Raw genomic sequence first — 22,034 nt, forward strand, 5'->3', positions numbered from 1 at the left:
CTCTCGCACCCCCGGGTGCGTCCCGCGCGATTAGCTCAGCGGGAGAGCGCTTCCCTGACACGGAAGAGGTCACTGGTTCAATCCCAGTATCGCGCACCACGCCTCTCGCACCCCCGGGTGCGTCCCGCGCGATTAGCTCAGCGGGAGAGCGCTTCCCTGACACGGAAGAGGTCACTGGTTCAATCCCAGTATCGCGCACAGGAAGACGAAGCCCCCGGCCATCACGGCCGGGGGCTTCGTCGTGCGCGAGGGTGGGTGGGCATGCGCCGGCCCCGGAGCCGTACGGGACGGATCCGGGGCGGAGGCGGGGCTCAGGAGGAGAAGAGCATCCGGCCGAAGCCGCGCGGGCGGTGATGACCGTGGTGGCCGCCGTGCGGGGCACCCCAGGCGGGAGTGGCCGGGGCGGCCTGGGCCGGGTACGCGGCCGGCGGGGCGGGCGGGGCCTGCCACTGGGACTCCAGGCGGGTCAGGGCCTCCAGCTCGCCGTAGTCCAGGAAGATCCCGCGGCAGCCGCTGCACTGCTCGATCTGGACGCCGTTGCGGTTGTACGTGTGCATCGCCGCGTGACACTTGGGACACTGCATGCTCGGCTCAACTCCCTGCCGTTGCCGTTCGAATGATGACCTCACTTTATGGGGACGCGGCCGGGGCGGGGGCGGTTCGGGTGTCCGCGATCCTGGCGCAGGTGTCGATCATCACGCCCTCGACCTCGTCGAGTTCGCGGCCCTCCGCCGTGGACTTGGCGAGCGCCAGCGCGGCGGTCTGCACCGTCAGGGCCCTGGCCGGCCGGTCGAGCCGCGCCCACGGGTCCGCGCCGCAGGCCGGGCCGCCGGCCGCCTCGTACGCGCCGAGGAACCGCGACCACACCCCGGCCGGGAGCAGGCCGGCCGCGAACCAGGCGGCGGGGCGCGCCAGGTCCCAGGCGGGGTCGCCGAGTCCGGCGTCGTCGACGTCGATGAGGAGCCAGTCGCCGCGGAAGTCCCGGACGAGCTGGCCGAGATGGAAGTCGCCGTGGCACAGGTACGCGCGCGTGGCCCCCGTTCCGGGGGCGACCGGTGTGGCGGTGACGGTCCGCCAGGCCGCGAGGACGGTGGCCGTGGCCGGATGGTGCCCGGCGGTGCGGAGCATCCGGCCGACGGCCAGGGCGGCCTTCTCCGGGGCGCGCATCGCGGGCAGCGGTCCCGCGGGCCCGGCCGGCGGCGGGGTGCGGTGGAGCAGGGCGAGGAGGCGGGCGGCCTCCTCCCAGGGCGCGGCGTCGGGATCCGCCGGGTCGACCGGCGGGCCGTACGGCCAGACCGTCACCGGCCGGCCGGCCACGCGCTCCCGGCGGGGGCCCGGCACCGGCGGGAGGAGTATCCGGCCGAGGTCCGGGTCGGCGGCGAGGGCGAGTCGGGCCGTGTGCGGGCCGTCGTCGATGCCGGGCGCGTGCGCCTTGGCGACGACGCCGCCGTGGCGTACGACGGTCCCGTCCTCCCGGTCCGCCAGGACCCGTATCTCCCCGGGGTCGCACCGGCAGGCCGCGCCGGAATGCACGGCGGCGCCGGCGATCCGGGCGAGCTCCCCCGGCACGTCGGCGTCCGAAGGCCGGGGACCCTGATGCGGGATCTCTGCGTCCATCCGGCGAGCGTACGCGGCACGCGGGAGGGGCCGGGCACGCGGAGGGGCCGGTCGGCTCCCCGGCCGACCGGCCCCTGCGCTGTCGTCCGCCGCACCCCCGTCCCCACGGGGCTGTCGGCCGATGTCCCCGACCCGGGCCGCTCTCCCGGGTCCGGGGCGCCGCTCAGCGCCCCAGCATCACGCCCACGGACGACGCCTGTGTGACCACCGCTTCCCAGCCGCCGAAGACGACCACGAGCAGGGCCGCGAGAGGAAGGACCATGGCGGTGGCCACCAGGGGGTGACGGCGTCCCGCGGGGCGGGGGGTCGACCGGTGTGCCGTGAAGGCCATGGTCCTCTCCTGTCGATCTCTGTCGCTGCGATGGATTTCGGTGCGGTGGGCGCGTATTCCTCGGGGGACGAGAGTCGCGCCCACCGCATGACCTCAACATTAGGGAGCCGGGGCGGCCGGGGCGTCATGCCCGCGTACCGGCTTGCTGGCCTACGGGAGGATGACGCCGCCCCTCCCGGAGTACTCCCCTGGGTGGAGACGGGGGCGCGCGGGTGGGGGACCTCCCTGAGGGGGCGCCCCCCGTGACATGGGTCACGTGCGGTGGAGGGCGGGGCGGGAAGAAGGGTGCGGGGGCGGGCCGGTGGCGGGCGCGGGGCGGCGGGAGTTGCCGGACGGGATCGTCAAGTGAGCAGGAGGGGAAGGGCGTTGAGGGGGAGGTTCGGTGCGGGGTGGGGCCGTCGTAGCCCTCAGCACTGACAATCGATGCCGGCGGGAGGGCGCGGCCTATGAGCGCCCGGGGGCGGCACTACGTAAGCTGTGCCACGTCGAACGGACGAGGGGACGGACATGGCGATGATGCGGCTCCGGCGCGAGGACCCGCGGATCGTCGGGGCGTTCCGGCTCCACCGCAGGCTGGGCGCCGGAGGGATGGGGGTCGTGTACCTCGGCTCCGACCGGCGCGGTCAGCGGGTGGCCCTGAAGGTGATCCGGCCCGATCTGGCCGAGGACCAGGAGTTCCGGTCGCGGTTCGCCCGCGAGGTGTCGGCGGCCCGGCGGATCAGGGGCGGCTGCACCGCCCGGCTGGTCGCCGCCGATCTGGACGCCGAGCGGCCCTGGTTCGCCACCCAGTACGTGCCCGGCCCCTCGCTGCACGACCGGGTCGCCGAGGAGGGTCCGCTGCGGGCCGCCGACGTGGCGTCGATCGGCGCCGCGCTCTCCGAGGGCCTGGTCGCCGTCCACGAGGCCGGGGTCGTGCACCGCGACCTGAAGCCGTCGAACATCCTGCTCTCCCCCAAGGGTCCCCGCATCATCGACTTCGGGATCGCCTGGGCCACCGGGGCGAGCACCCTCACCCACGTCGGGACCGCCGTGGGATCGCCGGGCTTCCTCGCGCCCGAGCAGGTGCGGGGCGCCGCCGTCACCCCGGCGACCGACGTCTTCTCGCTCGGCGCCACCCTCGCGTACGCCTCGATGGGCGACTCCCCCTTCGGGCACGGGAGTTCCGAGGTGATGCTCTACCGCGTGGTGCACGAGGAGGCGCAGCTCCAGGGCGTGCCGGACGCGCTCGCGCCGCTGATCCGGGCCTGTCTGGCGAAGGACCCGGAGGACCGGCCCAGCACGCTCCAGCTGTCGATGCGGCTGAAGGAGATCGCCGCCCGCGAGGCGCAGGGGCTCCCGGCCGCCCGGCCACCGGCCCCGCGCGAGCGGATGGAGGAGCGCGGCACGCTGCGGCCGACCGAGCGGTACACGGAGCGGGACGCGCCGGGCCGGGAGCCCGAGCGCCCCGCCTCCCGGGGCCGCGGATCCGGGCCGTCCTCGCGGCCCTCGGCGCCCGCCCGTACCGGCGGCGGCTCCCGCAACCCGCAGTCGCGGCCGGGCACCCGCCCCGGGAACCGGACGACGTCCACCGGCCGTCGCCCGGCCAATCCGCGACTGCTGCGCCAGCGGCTCGTCGTCTTCGTGGTGGTGACGCTGGTGGTGGCCCTGGGCATCGCCGCCGCCCAGGCGCTCCAGGGCTGACCCCTACGCCTCCGGGCGGCCCGCCGTCACCGCGTAGAAGGCGACGGCCGCCGCCGCGCCGACGTTGAGCGAGTCGACGCCGTGGGCCATCGGGATGCGGACCCACTCGTCGGCCGCGCGCAGCGCCTGGGTGGAGAGTCCCTCGCCCTCCGCGCCGAGCATCAGGGCGACCCGGTCGAGCTTGTGCGGGGCGGCCTCGTCCATGGAGGTGGCCTTCTCCGCGGGAGTGAGGGCGAGGAGCTTGAAGCCCGCCTCCCGTACCGCCTCGAGACCGCGCGGCCAGGTGTCCAGGCGGGCGTACGGGACGGAGAAGACGGCGCCCATGGAGACCTTCACCGAGCGGCGGTAGAGGGGGTCGGCGCAGTCCGGGGAGAGCAGCACGGCGTCCATGCCGAGGGCGGCGGCGCTGCGGAAGATCGCGCCGATGTTGGTGTGGTCGTTGACCGACTCCATGACTGCGACCCGGCGGGCGCCGGCGAGGAGTTCGGCGGCCTCCGGGAGCGGCTTGCGCTGCATGGAGGCGAGGGCGCCGCGGTGCACGTGGTAGCCGGTGACGCGTTCGGCGAGGTCGGGCTGGATCGCGTACACCGGGGCGGGCACCTCGTCGATGACGTCGCGCATGACGTCGACCCACTTGGCGGAGAGCAGCATCGACCGCATCTCGTAACCGGCCTGCTTGGCGCGGCGGATGACCTTCTCGCCCTCGGCGATGAAGAGGCCCTCGGCGGGTTCGCGGCGGCGGCGCAGCTCCACGTCGGTCAGGCCGGTGTAGTCGCTCAGGCGGGGGTCGTCGGGGTCGGTGATCGTGATGAGTTCGGCCACGGGGTGATACTGCCTTGTCCGGGGTGTGGTGCCAATGCGTGGGACGGGCGGCGGTCGCCGCCGCCCGTCACCGCGCTCCTTCGGTGGGTGTCAGTGGGTGAGCTTGCCGGGTCCCTCCGCCACCACGGGGCCGATGACGATGACGGCCGGCGGGCGGACCTCCTCGGCCTTCACGATCTCGGCGACGGTGGCGAGGGTGGCGTCCACCCGGCGCTGGGCCGCGGTGGTGCCCTCCTGGACGAGGGCGAGCGGGGTGTCGGGAGCCTTCCCGTGGGCGACGAGCGCCTCGGCGATCTTCCCTATCTTGTCGACGCCCATGAGGATCACCAGGGTGCCGGTCAGCTTGGCCAGCGAGGCCCAGTCGACGAGCGAGCGCGGGTCGTCGGGGCCGACGTGGCCGCTGACCACGGTGAACTCGTGGGCGACGCCGCGGTGGGTGACGGGGATGCCGGCGGCGCCGGGGACCGAGATGGAGCTGGAGATGCCGGGCACGACGGTGCAGGCGATGCCCTCGGCGGCGAGCGCCTGGGCCTCCTCCATGCCCCGGCCGAAGACGAACGGGTCGCCGCCCTTGAGGCGGACCACCGACTTCCCGGCCTTGGCGTGCTCGATCAGCGCGTTGTTGATGGCCTCCTGGGCCATGAAGCGGCCGTACGGGATCTTCGCCGCGTCGATCACCTCGACGTGCGGCGGGAGCTCGTCCAGGAGGTCGCGGGGGCCGAGCCGGTCGGCGATGACGACGTCGGCCTCGGCGAGCAGCCGGCGGCCTCGGACGGTGATGAGGTCCGGGTCGCCGGGGCCGCCGCCGACGAGGGCGACGAAGGGGGTGCGGGCGCGCCGGGCGGGGGCGGCGAGGGAGCCGTCGCGCAGGCCCTCCAGGATCGCGTCCCGGACGGCGGCCGAGCGGCGCGGGTCGTGGCCGGTGAGGACGGCGACGGTGACGCCGTCGCCGCGGCCGGTGGCCGGGGTCCAGGCGGTGGCGGCCTCGGCGTCGTCGGAGCGGACGCACCAGACGCGGGCGCGCTCGGCCTCGGCGGAGGCGGCGGCGTTGGCGGCCGGGTCGGTGGTGGCGACGAGCGCGTACCAGGCGTCGGTCAGGTCGCCGTCCTCGTACCGGCGGCGGACCCAGGTGATCTCGCCGGTCTCGGCCATGGCCTCCACGGAGGGGGTCGCGGACGGGGAGATCAGGGTGATGTCGGCGCCGGCGGCGATGAGGGCGGGCAGGCGGCGCTGGGCGACCGTGCCGCCGCCGAGGACGACGACGCGCCGGCCGGCGAGGCGGAGGCCGACGGGATAGGCGGGGTGCGCGGCGGGCTCGACGTGCTGGGCCATGTGCGGGCGGCTCCTCGGACGGTGCTGGGGCCTGTCCGACCGTTCGCGTCGGATCAGGCCGGGCTGTTCGGCGCGTGCGACCGGGGTGCGGCGGGGACGCCTTCGTAGCGGAGCTACCGGGGCGTCCCGGCCGTGCACCGGGCGTGCGTGCCGGGCGGGCCGGACCCGACGGGAACGATCGGGCAGGCCCTCCAGGGCCGCTGCGGCGGTGAAGCGGCTGGTGGGCGGGCGTACGGCCCGGTCACCACGATATCGGTGACACGACAGGGGCACCCTGTGACCCTCGTCCCTGAGGGGTTCCCCCGGGGCGGGGTGGGGGAGCCGGACGCGGTGCCGGGACGGGGGGCAAGCACGGCGCGGCCCCGGTGCCGCCGCCCCCGTCGTGGGGAGGCGGCGCCGGGGCCGTACGGACTACTTCTCGGTGACGCCCGCGGAGTCGAAGGTCGCGACCTCGTGCATGGCGCGGGCCGCGCTCTGCACCAGCGGGAGGGCCAGCAGGGCGCCGGTGCCCTCGCCGAGGCGGAGGTCGAGGTCGACCAGCGGGCGCAGGCCCAGCTTGTTGAGCGCGGCCACGTGGCCGGGCTCGGCGCTGCGGTGGCCCGCGATGCAGGCGGCCAGCGACTCGGGGGCGATGGCGCGGGCGACCAGGGCGGCCGCGCCGGTGGAGACGCCGTCGAGGATCACCGGGGTGCGCAGCGAGGCGGCGCCCAGGATGAAGCCGACGAGGGCCGCGTGCTCCAGGCCGCCGATCCGCGACAGGACGCCGATCGGGTCCTTCGGGTCCGGCTTGTGCAGGTCGAGGGCGCGGCGGACCACGTCGACCTTGCGGGCGTGGGTCTCGTCGTTGATGCCGGTGCCGCGGCCGGTGACCTCGGCCGGGTCGACGCCGGTGAAGACGGAGATCAGGGCGGCGGACGCGGTGGTGTTCGCGATGCCCATCTCGCCGGTGAGGAGCGCCTTGTTCCCGGCCGCGACCAGGTCGCGGGCGGTCTCGATGCCGACCTCGATGGCGGCGATCGTCTCCTCGTGGGTCATCGCGAGGCCGGTGGTGAAGTCGCCGGTGCCGGCGCGCACCTTGCGGGGCAGCAGCCCCGGGGTGGCGGGCAGCTCGGTGGCGACGCCCACGTCGATGACGCAGACCTCGGCGCCGACCTGGTTGGCGAAGGCGTTGCAGACCGCTCCCCCGCCGAGGAAGTTGGCCACCATCTGGCCGGTCACCTCCTGCGGCCAGGGGGTGACGCCCTGGGCGTGGACGCCGTGGTCGCCGGCGAAGATCGCGACGGCGGCGGGCTCCGGGATCGGCGGCGGGCAGACCCGGGAGAGGCCGCAGAGCTGCGCGGAGATGATCTCCAGCATGCCGAGCGCGCCGGCCGGCTTGGTCATCCGCTTCTGCCGCTCCCACGCCTCGCCGAGCGCCTTGGCGTCCAGCGGGCGGATGGAGGCGACGGTCTCCTGGAGCAGGTCGTGCGGCTCCTCGCCGGGCAGGGCGCGGCGGCCGTACGTCTCCTCGTGGACGACCCAGGCGAGCGGGCGGCGCCGGGACCAGCCGGCCTGCATCAGCTCGGGCTCGTCCGGGAACTCGTCGACGTACCCGACGCAGAGGTACGCGACGACCTCCAGGTGGTCGGGGAGACCGAGGGCGCGGACCATCTCGCGCTCGTCGAAGAAGCTGACCCAGCCGACGCCGAGGCCCTCGGCGCGGGCGGCGAGCCAGAGGTTCTCGACGGCGAGGGCCGAGGAGTACGGGGCCATCTGCGGCTGCGTGTAGCGGCCGAGGGTGTGGCGTCCGCCCCGGGTGGGGTCGGCGGTCACCACGATGTTGACCGGGGTGTCGAGGATGGCCTCGATCTTCAGTTCCTTGAACTGCTTCGCCCGGGCCTTCGGCAGCGACTTGGCGTACGCCTCGCGCTGGCGCTGGGCCAGTTCGTGCATGGTCTGCCGGGTCTCGGCGGAGCGGATGACGACGAAGTCCCAGGGCTGCGAGTGGCCGACGCTGGGGGCCGTGTGGGCGGCCTCCAGGACGCGCAGCAGCACCTCGTGCGGGATGGGGTCGGAGCGGAAGCCGTTGCGGATGTCACGGCGCTCGCGCATCACGCGGAGGACGGCCTCGCGCTCGGCGTCGTCGTAGCCGGCCGCGGCGGGGCGGGGCTCGGAGTCCGCGGTCTCCTCGTCCGGCTCCTCGGCGACGACCGGGATCTCCTCCGCCACGGCGACGACGGGGGCCTCGGCGGGCTCCTCGGCGGAGGCGTCGGCGAACGCCTCGGCGGGGAGGGGGACGGGGTCGGCGACGGCATCGGCGGGGACGGGGTCGGCGTCAGCGGGGACGGGCTCCGCGGCTACGGGCTCCGTCGCGACGGGCTCGGCTGCGTCCTCGGCCGCTACCGGCGCGGCGGCGGGCTCGGCCGGGGTCTCGGCGGCCGGGGCATCCGTGGCCGGGGCATCCGTGGCCGGGGCATCCGTGGCCGGGGCATCCGTGGGCGCGACGGGCTGCTCGGGGGCCTGCTCCTCGGCGGTCACGGCGACAGCGACCGGCTCCTCCACCGCGACCGGCTCCTCGGCGGGCGGCTGCGGCTCCTCGGCCGGGACGGGCGCGGCGGGCTGCTCCGCGGCGGGGGCCTCGGGCTCGGCGACGGACTGCGGCTCGACGGACTGCGGCTCGACGACCGGCTCGGCCGCCGGGGACTGGGCCGCCGGAGCCTCCGCCTCGGGCTGCGCGGCCGTCTCCGGTTCCGGAGCCGGCTCGGCCGGTACGTCGGCGGGCGCGGCGGGCTCCGGGGCCTCGGCCACCGGCTCCTGGGCCTCGGCCACCGCCTGGGGCTCGGCCTCGACCGGGGCCTCCGGCTGCGAGGGCTCGGCCGACTGCTCGGCCACGGGCGGGGAAGGCTCGTCGGGCGCTGCCACCACCGGGGCCGGGTCCTCGGCGGGGACGACGGCTTCCGGGACCTCGGCGGGGACGACCGTCTCCGGGGCCGGGTCCTCGGCGGGTACGGGCTCGGGCGCCGGCGCCGCCTCGGCGGCGGGCTCGCCCTCGCGCGGGGCGGGGACGACGACCTCGGGGGCCGGGGTGGCGGCGGGACCGGCCTCGACGGGCTCCGGCTCGACGACCGGGGTCCCCGCGGCCGGGGTGGGCGTCGGGGCCGGCTGGGCGGCGGTCGGGACCGAGCCCTCGACCTGCACGAAGCCGCCGCTCTGCGGGACGACCGTTTCTGCGGGGACCTCGGCGGGCGCCAGGGGCTCCTGCGGCTGCGCGGCCCACGGCTCGGCACCCTGCGGGGCCGTCTGCTGGTCCTGCGCGATCTCGAAGTACTCGGGGCCGGTGGTGGGCGGCCCGGGGTTGCGCACGGGCACGGGCGCGGGGGCGGTGGCGACCAGGGGCTCGGGGGCGGGCGCCGGGACCGGCTGCGCGGCCGGGGCGGCCGGGCCGCGGTCGGCGAGCGAGCGGACGACGCCGCCGGTGGCCGCGTCCGGGACCGGCGGGCCCATGTGGAGCGGACGGCGGGACGGCGCGGCCGGCGGCGGCACGCGGACGCCGCCGAGGTCGACGGAGCCGGAGTCGCGGCCGGCCGCCTCGTGGGCGCCGGTGTCGAGGATGCCGGGCTCGTAGCCGTGGGCGGTGGCGACGGGCTCCTGCGGGGCGACGGGAACGCCGTGCGCCGGGGTGCCCAGCGGGGGCTGCGGGACGAGCGGCACGCCCTGCGGCGGCGCGGGCGGGGCGGTCAGCTGGTCGGCGAGGACGAGACCGTCCGGGAGCGGGCCGGTGAGGGGGTCCGGCAGCGGGTCGGTGAGCGGGTCGCCCAGCGGGGCGGCCTGCGGCACGGCCCCCTGGTCCATGCCTTCGGGGACACCCTGGCCCAAGGCGGCGGGCGGGGCGGGGACGGCGACCGGCGGCGCGGGCACGGCGCCCGGGGCCTGCTCGCTCCAGGCGCCCTGGGCGCCTGGCATCAGGAGCATGTCGTCGTCCTCGGGAAGCTGGCCGGGGAGCGGGCCGGAGGGGTCCAGGAAGGTGTACGCGCCCGGAGCGGGGATGCCCGGCTGCTCGACCATGCCTGCGTTCTCCGGCAGTCCCTCGCCCGGGACCTGGCCGGTGTCCGTCATGCGTACCCCTCGCCCATCGTTGTGTTCGTTCAGAGCTGCGCCCGTCAACGAGAACGAGCGCGTGCGCCGCGCGGCACGGAGGCGCGCCGACACCCAAGCATTGTCGCGGCCCGCGGCCATCGTGGCAGGCGGATCCGCCACGGTGCGCTGTGGACTGCGCCACGTCGCGCGGTCCCCCCGATGTCCCGCACATCGGTGACCGTCGAGAACAGGTCAAGACGGTCGTCGTTTCAGGACATTGGCGAACAACACGCCGAACGTCCCCGTGCGGTACAACAATCGGCCAGCCTACCTGCCCGGGCGGACAGACGGGTCACGGGGCGCCGGTGGTCCTACGGCCGGTGAGCAGGAAGACGACGGAGCGTTCGCGCTCGGTCCAGTCGGCGGGATCGAGGCCGACGGTCTGCAGGAGCACGGTCTCGACGGCGTAGCCGCCGGCGGTGAGGGCGGAGCCGATCGCCTCGGCCTCGTCGCGGGTGGTGGCGTGGGCGGCGATCCGTTCGGGGCGGCGGTCGGCGCAGGCGGTGACGACGGGGACGCCGCCGGCGCCGATCCGTACGACGTCGGGTTCGGGGAGGCTCTCCAGGACGAGGGGAGCGCGGCCGGTCACGGTCTGGAGGAGGACTCCGTGGCGGCGGGCGGCGGCCTCGGTGACGGTGCGCGCGGCGGGGTTCACGTCGATCGCGATCACGGCGGCGCCGAACCGGGCGGCCTCGACGGCGAAGGCCCCGCCGGAGCTGCCGACGTCCCAGACTAGGTCGCCGGTGCGGGGGCCGAGGCGGGCGAGCTGGACGGCGCGCAGCGTGGGGTCCTGGGCGATGTCGGGATGCCCGTCGGAGTCGTACTCACCGCTCTGCTCCGCCCAGCCCCGGACGGATCCGGCGGCCGGGTCGTGGCCCATCAGCCAGGGGGCGGCGGAGGCGCCGGTGCCGCCGGCGCCTCCGATGACGAGGACGACATTGGGGTCCCGCCAGGTGTGGTCGGCGGCCTTGTCGGAGGTGAGGACGGAGACCTGTTCGCGGGTGGTGCCGAGCTCCTCGCACACGACGAAGGTGCGGTGGACGCCGTCGAGGAGGAGGGCGAGCTCGGCGGGGCCCGCGCCCGGGGAGGTGAGGACGGCGACCTTGGAGTGGGCGCGGCAGACGTTGACGGCGCGGCGGAGGGTGCGCTGGTGGGCGACGACGACGTGGGCGTCGTCCCAGGGCATGCCGGCCCGGGCGAAGGCGGCGGCGACCGAGGAGACGGCGGGGACGACCTCGACCTCCAGGCCGTGCTCGGGGGCGCGCAGGGTACGGACGACGCCGAAGAAGCCGGGGTCGCCGTCGGCGAGGACGACGGCGGTGCCGCGGTGGCCGGCGATGCGGCGGGCGGCGAGGCCGACGCTGCCGAGCCGGACGCGCTCGGCCCCGGGGGGCACTTCGGGGAGCGCCAGGTGGTGGGCGGCGCCGGCCACCAGGGTGGCGGCCGAGAGCGCGGACCGGGCCGCCTCGGTGAGGGGCGAGCCGTCCCAGCCGATCACCGTGACCCGGTCGGCCATCGCTTCTGTCTCCTGTTGTGTCGTCGCAGGTCGGGGGCGTGCCGAGCGTACCCCGGGCGGGTGGCCGCGGAGCTCAGCTCCAGTCCGTGTACGAGGAGTATCCGGCGTCGGCCAGCTGGTCGGCGACGCCGTCGAGGTCCTCGGGGAGGAGGCTCCAGACGATGAGGTCGGTGCGGATGTCGGTCCACTCGCCGCTCTCGGTGAGGCTGCGCGCTATCCAGGCGTTGCGCAGGACGCCCTCGCTGATGCAGCCGATCTTCTGGGCGACCTGCTGGGAGGCGGTGTTGTCGGCGGCGGTGCGCAGCTGGAGGCGTTCGAAGCCGCGGTCGCGGAAGAGCCACTGGGCGGCGGCGAGGACGGACTCGGTGGCGTATCCCTCGCCGCGGGCCCAGGGAGCGGTGACGTAGGCGACGTCGGTGGACCGGACGCGCCAGTCGGTGTCGTGGAGGTGGACGGTGCCGACGAGCCGCTGGGTGAGGAACTCGGTGACGGCGAGGACGATGCCTCGGCCCTCGGTCCGCTCGGCCGGGGCGGCCCTGCGGATCCAGTCCTCCGCGTGGGCGCGGGTGTAGGGGTGCGGGACGGTGGTCCAGGCGGTGACGAGTTCGTCGTTCATCATCTCGACGAAGGCGGGGACGTCGGCCTCTTCGAGCGCGCGCAGCACCAGCCGGTCCGTGCTGATGGAGATGTCCGGAAAGGTGGTAGTCATGCGCAGCTCCGTACCGAGACCGTCCGTTGAGACCGTGAACGCACAGCATGCAGCATGGGGCGGCGGGCGCGCATGGCCGGGTCGGACGCGGGGCCGGCGTGCGGAAGGCCCCGCGCGCCGGACGGGGCGGGCGGGGCCTTCCGCTCAAGGACTGTACCGGTGGCCTTACTTGGCGGCGCCGAAGGCGGGGATGACGGAGCCCTTGTAGGTGTCCTCGATGTACTTCTTCACCTCGGGCGAGTTGAGGAGCTTCGCGAGCTTCTCCACGCGGGCGTCCTTCTCGTTGCCCTCCTTGACGGCGAGGAAGTTGGCGTACGGGTTGCCCTCGGCCTTCTCCAGGACCAGGGCGTCCTTCGACGGGGAGAGGTCGGCCTCGATCGCGTAGTTGCCGTTGATGACGGCGGCGTCGACGTCGTTCAGGGCGCGGGGCACGGTGGCGGCCTCCAGCTCCTTGAACTCCAGGCCCTTCTTGTCGGTGATGTCGGAGAGCTTGGCGTCGGTGCCGACGCCGTCCTTGAGGGTGATGAGGCCGTTCTCGGCGAGGAGGTGGAGCGCGCGGCCCTCGTTGGTGGTGTCGTTGGGGACGGCGACGGTCTGGCCGGCCTTGATGTCCTTCACCGACTTCAGGCTCTTGGAGTAGAGGCCGAGCGGCTCCAGGTGGACGTTCACCACGGGGACGATGGTGGTCTTGTTCTTCTTGTTGAAGTCGTCGAGGTACGGCTTGTGCTGGAAGAAGTTGGCGTCGACCTGGCCGGACTGGGTGGCGGTGTTCGGCAGGACGTAGTCGGTGAACTCCTTCACCTCCAGCTTCAGGCCCTCCTTGGCGGCCAGGTTGTCCTTGACGAAGTTGAGGATGTCGGCGTGCGGCGTCGGGGACGCGGCAACGACGAGCGGCTTGTCGGCGGAGGCCGCGCCGTCCTTGGCGGAGGCCGGGTCCGAGGCGGTGCCGCAGGCGGACAGGCCGAGGGCGAGGGCGGTGACGGACGCGAAGCCGGCGGCGAGCTTGATGTTCTTACGCACGAAGAGTGCCTCTTTCATGTGGAGCGGTGGACGCCTGGACAACAAGTCCGGGCTCTGGGGTGAAGGTCTGAGGTGCCGTCAGGCGGTGCGGCCCCGGCGGGCGAGGAGCCGTACGACGCCGTCTCCGACGAGCTGGACGATCGTGACGATCGCGACCAGGACGACGACGGTGACGAGCATGAAGGTGGTGTCGAAGCGCTGGTATCCGTAGGTGACGGCCTTGGATCCGAGTCCCTCGCCGCCGACCGCGCCGGCCATCGCGGAGTAGCCGATGAGCACGATGACGGTGGTGGTGACGGCGGCGACCAGCGAGGGCAGGGCCTGCGGGAGCAGCACCTTGCGGACGATGGTCGGGATGCCGCCGCCCATGGACTGGACGGCTTCGACGAGGCCGTGGTCGACCTCGCGGATCGCGGTCTCGACGAGGCGCGCGAAGAAGGGGATGGCTCCGATGGCGAGCGGCACGATCATGGCGGTGGGGCCGATGAAGGTGCCGACGACGAAGGTCGTGAAGGGGATCAGGGCGATCAGCAGGATGATGAACGGCAGCGAGCGGCCGATGTTCACGATCGCACCGACGACCTTGTTCAGGGGCCGGTTCTGGAGCAGTCCGCCCTTGTCGGTGAGGACGAGGAGGATGCCGAGCGGGAGGCCGCCGACGATGGTGACGACGGTGGCCCAGAGGACCATGTAGAGGGTGTCGACCGTGCCCTGTTCGAGCAGGGGGCGCATCTCTTCCCAGGTCACTTGGCACTCTCCTTCACGAGCACGTGCTGCTGGGCGGGCACCGCGGGCGCGGTCTCGTCCCGCGGGTCTTCGACGCGTTCGACCTGGAGGCCCTGCTCGCGCAGGAAGCCGACCGGGACGACGTTCTCCTCGTACCGTCCGGGCAGTTCGATCCGCATGCGGCCGATCTGCTTCCCGCCGACGGTGTCCATCGCGGCTCCGAGGATGGAGATGTCGATGTTGTACGTGCGGGAGAGCTGCGAGATCACGGGCTGGGTGGCGGCCTCGCCGTGGAAGGTGACGTCGACGACCGTGCGGTCGGGTCCGGCGGCCTGTCCGCTGACGGGGAACAGCTCGGCGGCCAGCTGGGAGCCGGGGGTGGCCAGGAGTTCGCTCACGGTGCCGGACTCGACGATCCGGCCCTTCTGCATGAGGGCGGCGGAGTCGCAGATGGTCTTGACGACGTCCATCTCGTGCGTGATGAGCAGGACGGTGAGGCCGAGCTGCCGGTTGAGGTCGCGCAGGAGCTGGAGGATGGAGCGGGTGGTCTCCGGGTCGAGGGCGCTGGTGGCCTCGTCGGAGAGGAGGACCTTGGGCTCGCCGGCGAGGGCGCGGGCGATGCCGACGCGCTGCTTCTGGCCGCCGGAGAGCTGGCCGGGGTAGTTCCTGGCCTTGTCGGCGAGGCCGACGAGGTCGAGGAGTTCGAGGGCGCGGCGGGAGCGGTCGGCGGCCGGGACGCCCAGGATCTCCAGGGGGAGCTCGATGTTGTCCTTGACCGTGCGGGAGGACAGCAGGTTGAAGTGCTGGAAGACCATGCCGATGCGGCTGCGGGCCCTGCGCAGGTCCTTGCCGGCGCGGCGGCCCTTGCCGGCGAGGGCGGTGAGGTCGACGCCGTCGACGGTCACCGTGCCGGAGGTGGGGCGCTCCAGGAGGTTGACGCAGCGGATCAGCGAGGACTTGCCGGCGCCGCTCTGGCCGATCACGCCGAAGACCTCGCCCTCGCGGACGTGGAGGTCGACGCCGTCCAGGGCGGTGACCTGGCGGCCGCGTGACTCGTAGACCTTGGTCAGGCCCGAAGTGGTGATCACAGGGGTTTCCGTCACTGTCGAGTGCGCGACGCGTGGGTCCGCCGTGCACGGGGCATTCGTCATTCGGACAGTCAGGCGCACGGGAGGCCGCTCCGGCGGGTGGCCGGGGTGGCGGTGTGCGCGGGGCAGGCACGGTCCGGCGCCGGTGGGCGGGCGGAACGGCTCGGCCGTCGGGGTCTCGCTTCGGGGCGCGAGGCTCAGGCGGGGGCCCTCAGAAGGCGCACATTCGACACATACAACGAGCACCGGGCGTCGTGTTCGCCTCGGTCGCAAGGATGCGGCTGCTCGTCGTGGTCATGGCTGCAAGTAAAGCATGCGCAGTAGCGAACGGAAGTCCGGTGTCCGCATTCCGGACGCGGCTGAGACGCCTGGCGGACGGCGCGGAGCCCCCCTCCGCCCCGTGCCGCCTGGGGCGGAGGGGGTGGCGGAGGGGGCACGGAAGGAGGGTCGGGCGGGGGTGAATGTGGCCAAGGCCACGGCGTCACGCGGGGGAGCGGGCGGGGCGCGGTGGGGGCGAGCGCATCGGGCCTATCGGGCCGTAATACCCTCGGGCGCATGCTTGACGCCCTCACGATCGCGGTTTCGGTGGCCGCGCTCGCCCTCGCCGCCTGGTGCGGCTTCGCCGCCTTCCGGGACCAGCCGACCAAGGACTGGCACTTCATCGGCATGGCCGTGGTGACCTTCCTGGTGCTGGTCCAGCTGGTCGTCGGGATCGTGCAGCTGGTCCGCGGCGAGAAGGCCGAGGAGGGGACGACGATCTTCGTCGCCTATCTGCTCGGCGCACTGTGCGCGGTGCCGATCGCCGGCTTCATGTCGCTGGCCGAGCGGACCCGCTGGGGCTCGGCGACGGTGGCGGCGGGCGCGGTCGTGCTCGCCGTGCTCGAAGTGCGCCTCTTCGACATCTGGACGGTGGGCTGATCATGGCGGGGACGACGGAGCGGACGGGGACGGGTGCGAGGACCCGGCTCGTCAGGGGCCCGGGCATGCTGCTGCTGTGGCTGTACGGCGTGATGTCGGTGGGCGCGGCCTCGCGCTCGGTGTACGAGATCAGCGCCAAGTTCGACGAGGCGCCGTTGGCGTACACGCTCTCGGCGGTCGCGGCGGTCGTCTACGTCTTCATCACGTACACGCTGGTGCGCGGCGGGGAGACGGCCCGCAGGGCGGCGCTGGTGTGCTGCGCCGCCGAGCTCGTGGGCGTGCTGGTGGTGGGGACGTGGACGCTCGTCGAGCCGTCGGCCTTCCCGGACTCCACGGTGTGGTCGGAGTTCGGCTACGGCTACGTCTTCATCCCGGTGCTGCTGCCGCTGAGCGGCATCTGGTGGCTGCGGCGGTCGCGTACCGCCTGAGGACCGTCAGGCGGCCTTCTCCAGGGTGACGAGGGTGAGCCGGGGGCCGACCTCCCGGGAGCCGACCTGGGCGTAGCCCTTGGCGCGGTAGAGGCGGAGGTTGCCCTCGCTGCGGTGGCCGGTGAAGAGCTGGAAGCGCTTGGGGGCCGCGTCCTTCCCGGCCGGGTGGCGCTCGATGGCGTCGAGGAGCCGGCCGCCTATTCCGTGGCGGCGCATGCGCGGGTGGACGATGAGCTTGGCGATGTGCGCGGTGCCGTCCTCGTCGGTGCGGGCGCGGACGGAGGCGACGACCTCGTCGCCGAGCCGGGCCACCAGGCCGTACCCCTCCGCGAGTTCGGCGCGGACGGCGTCGAGCGACTGGGTGAGCGGCTCGATGGACCAGTCGCCGTAGAGCTCGGCCTCGCTCTGGTAGCAGAGGTACTGCAGCTTCAGGATCTGCTCCGCGTCGCGCGCGTCCGCCACCGAGATGGTCACACTCAGGCCCATGTGCGCATGCCTCCCGCTCATCTGGTCACCGATCGGTACCCCGCACCCTTCCCCTTCGGCCGGACGCGGGAACCTCTGCCGCGAGCATTCTGCGCAGGCATCCCAGGCAACGGGAACGCATCGGCCCCAGACTGCCTTGTGAGATACCCAACGTTCCTGCGATTTCGCGGTAGGTGGGGTCCGCGGGGTCGAGCATCGCGTTCAGGAGGCGGGGGCAGCGGCCGGGGGTCCGGGTGACGGCGGCGCGGAGGGTGCGGCGGCGTTCGGCGGTGAGGGCGGAGCCTTCCGGGGAGCCGTGATCGGGCTCCGGGCCGTGCGGGGTCTCCTCGTGGTACGGGCGTTCGCGGCCGCTGGTGCGGCGGGCGCGGCGGGCCTCGGCGCGGACGGCCCGGCGGAGCCAGTCGGCGGGCCGTTCGGGGGCGTCGTCGGCGCGGAGCCGTTCCAGGAGCCTCAGCCAGACGGCCTGTTCGAGGTCGGCGGGGTCGATCCCGGCGGCGGCGGCCTCGGCCCGGGACTCGGCGGCGAGCAGCGGGGTGAGGGTGGCGAGGAGGGTTTCCGGGGAGGTCATGCCCGCCACGATGCGGCGGCGCGGGGGCGCGGTTGCGCTCCGGCCGGTGAACCACCCGGTCGGCGTACGGCGCCGGCCGGGTGGCCCGGTCGTCCGGGTGCCCGGGTCAGCGGTCGCGGAAGTCCGCCGCGGCGAGCAGGGCGGTGTCGGGGTTGTCGGAGAAGACGCCGTCGATACCGGTCCCGAAGTACCGCTTCAGCGCGCCGAAGGCGTCGCCGTAGGCGGCCGGGTCGGTGCCCCTGCGGAAGTCGGCGGGCAGGAAGGTGTTCTCGTTGCGCTGGGTGTACGGGTGGAGGATCAGGCCCTGCGCGTGGGCGTCGCGCACCAGGGTGGTCGGGGTGCCGAGCCGGCCGCCGGCGTCCTTGGGGATGACCAGGTCGAGGGTGGGGCCGATGCCCTGGGCGTACGAGGCGATCCAGCGGAGTCCGGCGGGGGTGACGAGGTCGGCGACGGTGCGCGGGTCGCCGGCCTCGACGAAGTCCCAGGGGCGGGTGGCCGCGCCGGAGAGGAGGACGACGAGCGGGGAGTCGACCAGCTTCGACAGGCGCTGGACGCTGCTGGGCTCGAAGGACTGGAGGAAGACGGCGGAGTGCGCGCGGTGGCGGCCGTAGCGGCGGAGCAGCTTCGCCAGGCGCTCCTCCAGGCCGAGACCGATCGAGCGGAAGTACGAGGGGTGCTTGGTCTCGACGTGGAGCCAGATCTCGCGGCCCCGGCGGCGGCCCTCCTCGTCGGCCCAGCGCAGGACCTCCTCGAAGGTGGGGACGGTCCAGCGGCCGTCGTACAGGGTGTTCTCCTGGCGGGTGCCGGGGATGCGCTCCTTCGCCCGGAGGGTCTTCAGCTCGGCGAGGGTGAAGTCCTCGGTGAACCAGCCGGTGTACGAGACGCCGTCGACGGACTTGGTGGTCCTGCGGGAGGCGAACTCGGGGTGGTCGGCGACATCGGTGGTGCCGGTGATGTCGTTCTCGTGGCGGCAGACCAGGTGTCCGTCCTTGGTGGGGACGAGGTCCTGCTCGATGACGTGGGCGCCGAGGTCCAGGGCATGGGCGTAGGAGCCGAGGGTGTGCTCGGGGCGGTAGCCGCTGGCGCCGCGGTGGGCGATGACGGTCGGGACGGGGAGCGAGCGGTAGCCGCGCCCGTGGCCCCGGCCGGTGCCCCGGTCCCGCGGTCCCGCGGTGTCGGCGGCCCGGGCGGTGCCCGCGCCGGAGGCGAGGCCGGCGGTGGCGCCGAACGCGGCGGCGCCGGCCGCTCCGATTACCGTGCGGCGGGCCGGGGTCCGGGGTGCGCCCTGGGTCATGGAGGTCCTCCTGTGTGATGTCCCGCACCTGTCAACGGGTGGGTCCGACGCTAGGCAGTGATCCCCTACGGGCGGCAGACCTGGGCCGAACATGGCGGAAACACGTGTCAACACCGTGTATCCGTTCGGTGAACCCGATGTGCGCACGGCCGTGACCCGCGAGTATCGTCGCGTGCTGCACCGTCGGCTCCCCCGGAGCCGCCCGCCCGACACCGGAGGAACCGTTGTCCCGTCTCGCGATCGTGAAGGCCACTCTCGGTCCGGTCCTGCGCCTGATGTTCCGCCCCCGTGTCGAGGGAGCCGAGAACGTCCCCGGGACCGGGCCGGTGATCCTCGCGGGCAACCACCTCACCTTCATCGACTCGATGATCATGCCGATCTGCCTGGACCGTCCGGTCTACTTCATCGGCAAGGACGAGTACGTGAAGGGCAAGGGGCTCAAGGGCCGGCTGATGGCCTGGTTCTTCACCAGCGTCGGCATGATCCCGGTGGACCGGGACGGCGGCCGGGGCGGTGTCGCGGCGCTGATGACGGGCCGCCGGGTGCTGGAGGAGGGGAGGATCTTCTCGATCTACCCGGAGGGCACCCGCTCCCCCGACGGCCGGCTCTACCGGGGCCGTACCGGCGTGGCCCGGCTGACGCTGATGACCGGCGCGCCCGTGGTGCCGTTCGCGGTGATCGGCACGGACAAGGCACAGCCGAGCGGGGCGGGCTTCCCGCGCCCGGCGCAGGTGACGGTCCGCTTCGGCGAGCCGCTGGAGTTCTCCCGGTACGAGGGCATGGACCGCGACCGCTACGTGCTGCGGGCGGTGACGGACTCGGTGATGGCGGAGGTCATGCGGCTGTCGGGCCAGGAGTACGTGGACATGTACGCCACGAAGGCGAAGGAAGCCGCGTAGGGCCCGCCCGGTCGTACGCGTGAGGGCGCCCCCGGAGTCGTTCCGGGGGCGCCCTCGTGCGTGGGGTCGGTGATCAGTGCTCGACGTGGTCGGCGAGCTTCTGGTCCCTGAGGAGGAACCAGGCGGCCACGGCGGTCGCGAGGAGGACGGCCGCGCCGACGCCCGCGGCGATCCGCAGGCCGTCGACGAAGGCGTCCTGGGCCGCCGTCACCAGCGCCTGCGCGCGGGCGGGGTCGAGGGCGCCGGACGCCTCGACGGCGCCGCCGAGCGAGTCGTGGGCGGCCGCGGCGACGTCGGACGGGACGCCGGCCGGGGTGGTGAAGCCCCGGTAGACGCCGGTCACGATGGAGCCGAGTACGGCGATGCCGAGCGCGGCGCCGAGCTCGTACGCCGTCTCGGAGACGGCGGACGCGGATCCGGCCTGCTCCTTGGGCACGCTGGAGAGGATCACGTCGGCGGTGACGGTGAAGGCGAGTCCGGCGCCGACGCCGACGACGAGCAGGCTCGCGCCGAGCAGCGGGTAGCCGGTGGACCGGCCGATGACGGTCAGGACCGCGAGGGCGAGACCGATGGCGGCGAGACCGCCGGCGACGGCCGTGCGGACCGAGAACCGGCGGGCGAACCGGCCGGCGAGCAGACCGGCGGTCACCGATCCGATGGCGGCCGGCAGTTCGGCGAGTCCGGCCTCCAGCGGGGCGCGGCCCTGGACCAGCTGGAAGAACTGGGACAGGAAGAACACCAGGCCGGCGAGGCCGAGGATGGTCAGCAGGTCGGCGAGGACGGCGCCGGAGAAGCCGCGGTTGCGGAAGAGGCGCATGTCCAGGAGCGGGGCCGGCAGGGTGAGCTGACGGCGGACGAACCAGGTGGGGCCACCGGCGCCGACGAGGGTGGCGGCGGCCACGTCGAGGGTGAGGCCGTGCGAGGCCAGTTCCTTGACGGCGTAGACGACGCCGATCATGCCGACGAGCGAGAGGGCGACGCTGGGCAGGTCCCACGGGCCCGGGTTCGGGTTCTTCGACTCGGGGATGAGCTTGACGCCGATGACGACCAGGACGGCCATCACGGGCAGGTTGATGAGGAAGACCGAGCCCCACCAGAAGTGCTCCAGGAGGAAACCTCCGACGACCGGGCCGACGGCGGCACCGGCCGAGGCCATGGCACCCCAGATGCCGATGGCGAGGCTCCGCTCGCGCGGGTCGTGGAAGAGGTTCCGGATCAGGGCCAGGGTGGACGGCATCAGGGTCGCGCCGGCGACACCGAGCAGGGCGCGGGCCGCGATCATCATCTCGGGGCTGGTCGCGTAGGCGTTCAGGACCGAGACGGCACCGAAGGCGACGGCGCCGACGAGGAGCAGCTTCTTGCGGCCGATGCGGTCGCCGAGGCTGCCCATGGAGACCAGCAGGCCGGCGATGACGAAGGAGTAGACGTCGCCGATCCACAGCAACTGGGTGCCGGAGGGCTTCAGGTCCTCGGAGAGGAACGGCGTCGCCAGGCCGAGCACGGTGGCGTCCACGGCCACGAGCAGCACGGCCAGGACGAGCGCGGCGAGGGCGAGCCACCGGCCGGGACGGCGCACGCCCTCGATATGGCTCTCGTGCTGAACGGTTTCGGTGGTCACTTCTCCACGCTCCTGCGCGCTCCGCCGAGCAGCAGCTCGGCGATCATGTAAGAAAAGTCGTTGGCGGCGACCCGCCCGTCGGCGACGGCCCAGGCTCCCGAGCCGATCAGCCCGTAGAAGGCCTCGCACAGCCAGGCGGGGGTCAGGTCGATCCGGAAGGTGCCTTCTTCCTGGCCGCGCCGGAAGAGGTCGTTGAGCCGGGCGTCGAGCCGGGACCAGCCCTCGTTCTGCCCGTCGCCCTCGAAGAGCTGGTTCTCGGTGACGAGGAAGGCGAGCAGCGGGGCGGCGGGCTGCGAGGCGGTGACGAGGCGGCGGACCGCCTCGTCGGCGGGCCCCTCCTCGATCCGGGCCGCGTCGAGGGCGGCCTCGGCCTCCTCGATGCACATCTCCTCCAGCGCCCGCACGAGCGCGTCCCGCCCGGCGAAGTGCCGGTGCAGGGTCGCCCGGCCGATACCCGCGGCCCGGGCGACCTCGTCCATGGTGGCGGTCGCCTTGCGGGAGAGCAGGGCGGCGGCGGTGCGGAGCACCTGGGTGCGGTCGACTGACATGAGACGAACATACACCACATGAGACATGATTGTCTCACCCGAAGGGGTGGCGTCTCACCGCGGTGGTGCCGGGCAGCCCTTGGTCCGCTGCCGGGCGGTGCTTGTCCGGTGGCCGGCCTCGGGGATCGCCGGCATCCGGACGTAGGGGTGAGGGGTACGCGTCAGCCGGGGAAACGCGACAGCCGTCGAGGGCCGGCCGGACTGCTCCGGACGAACCTCGACGGCTGCGTTCTCTCGACGGGTGTTTCCGCTCGGCGGTGCTCCCGCCCGGTGACGGCTTCCGCTCAGCGGCGGCTTCCGCCGGGCGGTCACGTCCGC

The 22,034-nt window shown here is 74.1% G+C and carries 20 protein-coding genes and 2 tRNA genes; 6 read left to right on the forward strand and 16 right to left on the reverse strand.

From position 1 onward, the window contains the following. Nucleotides 1-24 precede the first annotated feature (24 nt). Together ACFYT9_RS33075 and ACFYT9_RS33080 are read left to right on the forward strand one after the other, a co-directional pair. A tRNA-Val gene (locus ACFYT9_RS33075) sits at nt 25-99 on the forward strand. Nucleotides 100-126: 27 nt separating this feature from the next. Next, nucleotides 127-198, forward strand: a tRNA-Val gene (locus ACFYT9_RS33080). Nucleotides 199-311: 113 nt separating this feature from the next. Here ACFYT9_RS33080 and ACFYT9_RS33085 read toward each other — a convergent pair. The 3 genes from ACFYT9_RS33085 to ACFYT9_RS33095 all read right to left on the reverse strand — a co-directional run bounded on the left by ACFYT9_RS33085 (nt 312) and on the right by ACFYT9_RS33095 (nt 1,948). Continuing rightward, nucleotides 312-584 carry a zf-TFIIB domain-containing protein gene (locus ACFYT9_RS33085; protein ID WP_389169546.1) on the reverse strand — a complete coding sequence of 91 codons (273 nt, stop codon included), beginning with the start codon at nt 582-584 and terminating at the stop codon, nt 312-314. Nucleotides 585-630: 46 nt separating this feature from the next. Further along, a complete protein-coding gene (locus tag ACFYT9_RS33090; RefSeq protein ID WP_389169549.1) occupies nt 631-1,617 on the reverse strand; it encodes a phosphotransferase in 987 nt (328 codons plus the stop codon). Nucleotides 1,618-1,780: 163 nt separating this feature from the next. Continuing rightward, nucleotides 1,781-1,948 (reverse strand): hypothetical protein, encoded by a 168-nt coding sequence (locus ACFYT9_RS33095; RefSeq protein WP_031005464.1) that lies wholly within the window; start codon nt 1,946-1,948, stop codon nt 1,781-1,783. Between the two features lie 507 nt (nt 1,949-2,455). Here ACFYT9_RS33095 and ACFYT9_RS33100 point away from each other — a divergent pair. Then, a complete protein-coding gene (locus ACFYT9_RS33100; protein WP_376604834.1) occupies nt 2,456-3,628 on the forward strand; it encodes a serine/threonine-protein kinase in 1,173 nt (390 codons plus the stop codon). A gap of 3 nt (nt 3,629-3,631) precedes the next feature. On the opposite strand, the gene ACFYT9_RS33105 is transcribed toward ACFYT9_RS33100, so the two are convergent. From ACFYT9_RS33105 to ACFYT9_RS33140, 8 genes are all read right to left on the reverse strand, one after another. Further along, on the reverse strand, nt 3,632-4,450 hold the full coding sequence (locus ACFYT9_RS33105) for a TrmH family RNA methyltransferase (RefSeq protein WP_389169553.1): 819 nt from the start codon (nt 4,448-4,450) through the stop codon (nt 3,632-3,634). A gap of 90 nt (nt 4,451-4,540) precedes the next feature. Beyond that, nucleotides 4,541-5,782: a uroporphyrinogen-III C-methyltransferase gene (gene cobA / locus ACFYT9_RS33110; RefSeq protein WP_389169556.1), complete on the reverse strand. Its 1,242-nt coding sequence runs from the start codon at nt 5,780-5,782 to the stop codon at nt 4,541-4,543. A 411-nt stretch (nt 5,783-6,193) separates the two neighbouring features. Continuing rightward, entirely contained in the window at nt 6,194-9,877 is a 3,684-nt protein-coding gene (gene cobT / locus ACFYT9_RS33115) for a nicotinate-nucleotide--dimethylbenzimidazole phosphoribosyltransferase (RefSeq protein WP_389169559.1), read from the reverse strand. Nucleotides 9,878-10,190: 313 nt separating this feature from the next. After that, entirely contained in the window at nt 10,191-11,414 is a 1,224-nt protein-coding gene (cbiE, locus tag ACFYT9_RS33120; RefSeq protein WP_389169563.1) for a precorrin-6y C5,15-methyltransferase (decarboxylating) subunit CbiE, read from the reverse strand. Nucleotides 11,415-11,487: 73 nt separating this feature from the next. After that, nucleotides 11,488-12,123, reverse strand: a complete 636-nt coding sequence (locus ACFYT9_RS33125) for a GNAT family N-acetyltransferase (protein ID WP_376606136.1) — start codon at nt 12,121-12,123, stop codon at nt 11,488-11,490. A 165-nt stretch (nt 12,124-12,288) separates the two neighbouring features. Further along, nucleotides 12,289-13,143, reverse strand: coding sequence for a MetQ/NlpA family ABC transporter substrate-binding protein (locus tag ACFYT9_RS33130; RefSeq protein ID WP_376603126.1), 855 nt, complete (start codon nt 13,141-13,143; stop codon nt 12,289-12,291). A 78-nt stretch (nt 13,144-13,221) separates the two neighbouring features. Then, entirely contained in the window at nt 13,222-13,890 is a 669-nt protein-coding gene (locus tag ACFYT9_RS33135; RefSeq protein ID WP_376603127.1) for a methionine ABC transporter permease, read from the reverse strand. Further along, entirely contained in the window at nt 13,887-14,957 is a 1,071-nt protein-coding gene (locus ACFYT9_RS33140; RefSeq protein ID WP_387280367.1) for a methionine ABC transporter ATP-binding protein, read from the reverse strand. The genes ACFYT9_RS33135 and ACFYT9_RS33140 overlap by 4 nt, the downstream gene beginning before the upstream one ends. 555 nt (nt 14,958-15,512) lie before the next feature. On the opposite strand from ACFYT9_RS33140, the gene ACFYT9_RS33145 reads away from it, so the two are divergent. Both ACFYT9_RS33145 and ACFYT9_RS33150 read left to right on the forward strand, forming a co-directional pair. Beyond that, nucleotides 15,513-15,875 (forward strand): hypothetical protein, encoded by a 363-nt coding sequence (locus ACFYT9_RS33145; RefSeq protein WP_389169568.1) that lies wholly within the window; start codon nt 15,513-15,515, stop codon nt 15,873-15,875. 2 nt (nt 15,876-15,877) lie between these two features. Then, nucleotides 15,878-16,303 carry a hypothetical protein gene (locus ACFYT9_RS33150; RefSeq protein WP_376603130.1) on the forward strand — a complete coding sequence of 142 codons (426 nt, stop codon included), beginning with the start codon at nt 15,878-15,880 and terminating at the stop codon, nt 16,301-16,303. Between the two features lie 6 nt (nt 16,304-16,309). On the opposite strand, the gene ACFYT9_RS33155 is transcribed toward ACFYT9_RS33150, so the two are convergent. The 3 genes from ACFYT9_RS33155 to ACFYT9_RS33165 all read right to left on the reverse strand — a co-directional run bounded on the left by ACFYT9_RS33155 (nt 16,310) and on the right by ACFYT9_RS33165 (nt 18,651). After that, complete coding sequence (locus ACFYT9_RS33155) at nt 16,310-16,789, reverse strand: GNAT family N-acetyltransferase (protein ID WP_389169572.1); 480 nt, start codon at nt 16,787-16,789, stop codon at nt 16,310-16,312. A gap of 25 nt (nt 16,790-16,814) precedes the next feature. After that, nucleotides 16,815-17,357 carry a sigma-70 family RNA polymerase sigma factor gene (locus ACFYT9_RS33160; RefSeq protein ID WP_376603132.1) on the reverse strand — a complete coding sequence of 181 codons (543 nt, stop codon included), beginning with the start codon at nt 17,355-17,357 and terminating at the stop codon, nt 16,815-16,817. Between the two features lie 106 nt (nt 17,358-17,463). Further along, nucleotides 17,464-18,651, reverse strand: coding sequence for a glycerophosphodiester phosphodiesterase (locus ACFYT9_RS33165; protein ID WP_389169575.1), 1,188 nt, complete (start codon nt 18,649-18,651; stop codon nt 17,464-17,466). Nucleotides 18,652-18,875: 224 nt separating this feature from the next. Here ACFYT9_RS33165 and ACFYT9_RS33170 point away from each other — a divergent pair, with 224 nt between their 5' ends. Next, nucleotides 18,876-19,550, forward strand: coding sequence for a lysophospholipid acyltransferase family protein (locus ACFYT9_RS33170; RefSeq protein ID WP_376603134.1), 675 nt, complete (start codon nt 18,876-18,878; stop codon nt 19,548-19,550). 73 nt (nt 19,551-19,623) lie between these two features. Here the strand turns inward: ACFYT9_RS33170 and ACFYT9_RS33175 are convergent, their stop codons facing one another. Continuing rightward, complete coding sequence (locus tag ACFYT9_RS33175; RefSeq protein WP_389169578.1) at nt 19,624-21,168, reverse strand: MFS transporter; 1,545 nt, start codon at nt 21,166-21,168, stop codon at nt 19,624-19,626. Continuing rightward, nucleotides 21,165-21,716 (reverse strand): TetR/AcrR family transcriptional regulator, encoded by a 552-nt coding sequence (locus ACFYT9_RS33180; protein ID WP_376605975.1) that lies wholly within the window; start codon nt 21,714-21,716, stop codon nt 21,165-21,167. Before ACFYT9_RS33180 ends, ACFYT9_RS33175 begins: the two co-directional genes overlap by 4 nt. Nucleotides 21,717-22,034 lie beyond the last annotated feature (318 nt).

This window comes from Streptomyces sp. NPDC004435 (assembly GCF_042873895.1).
Lineage (GTDB): Bacteria > Actinomycetota > Actinomycetes > Streptomycetales > Streptomycetaceae > Streptomyces.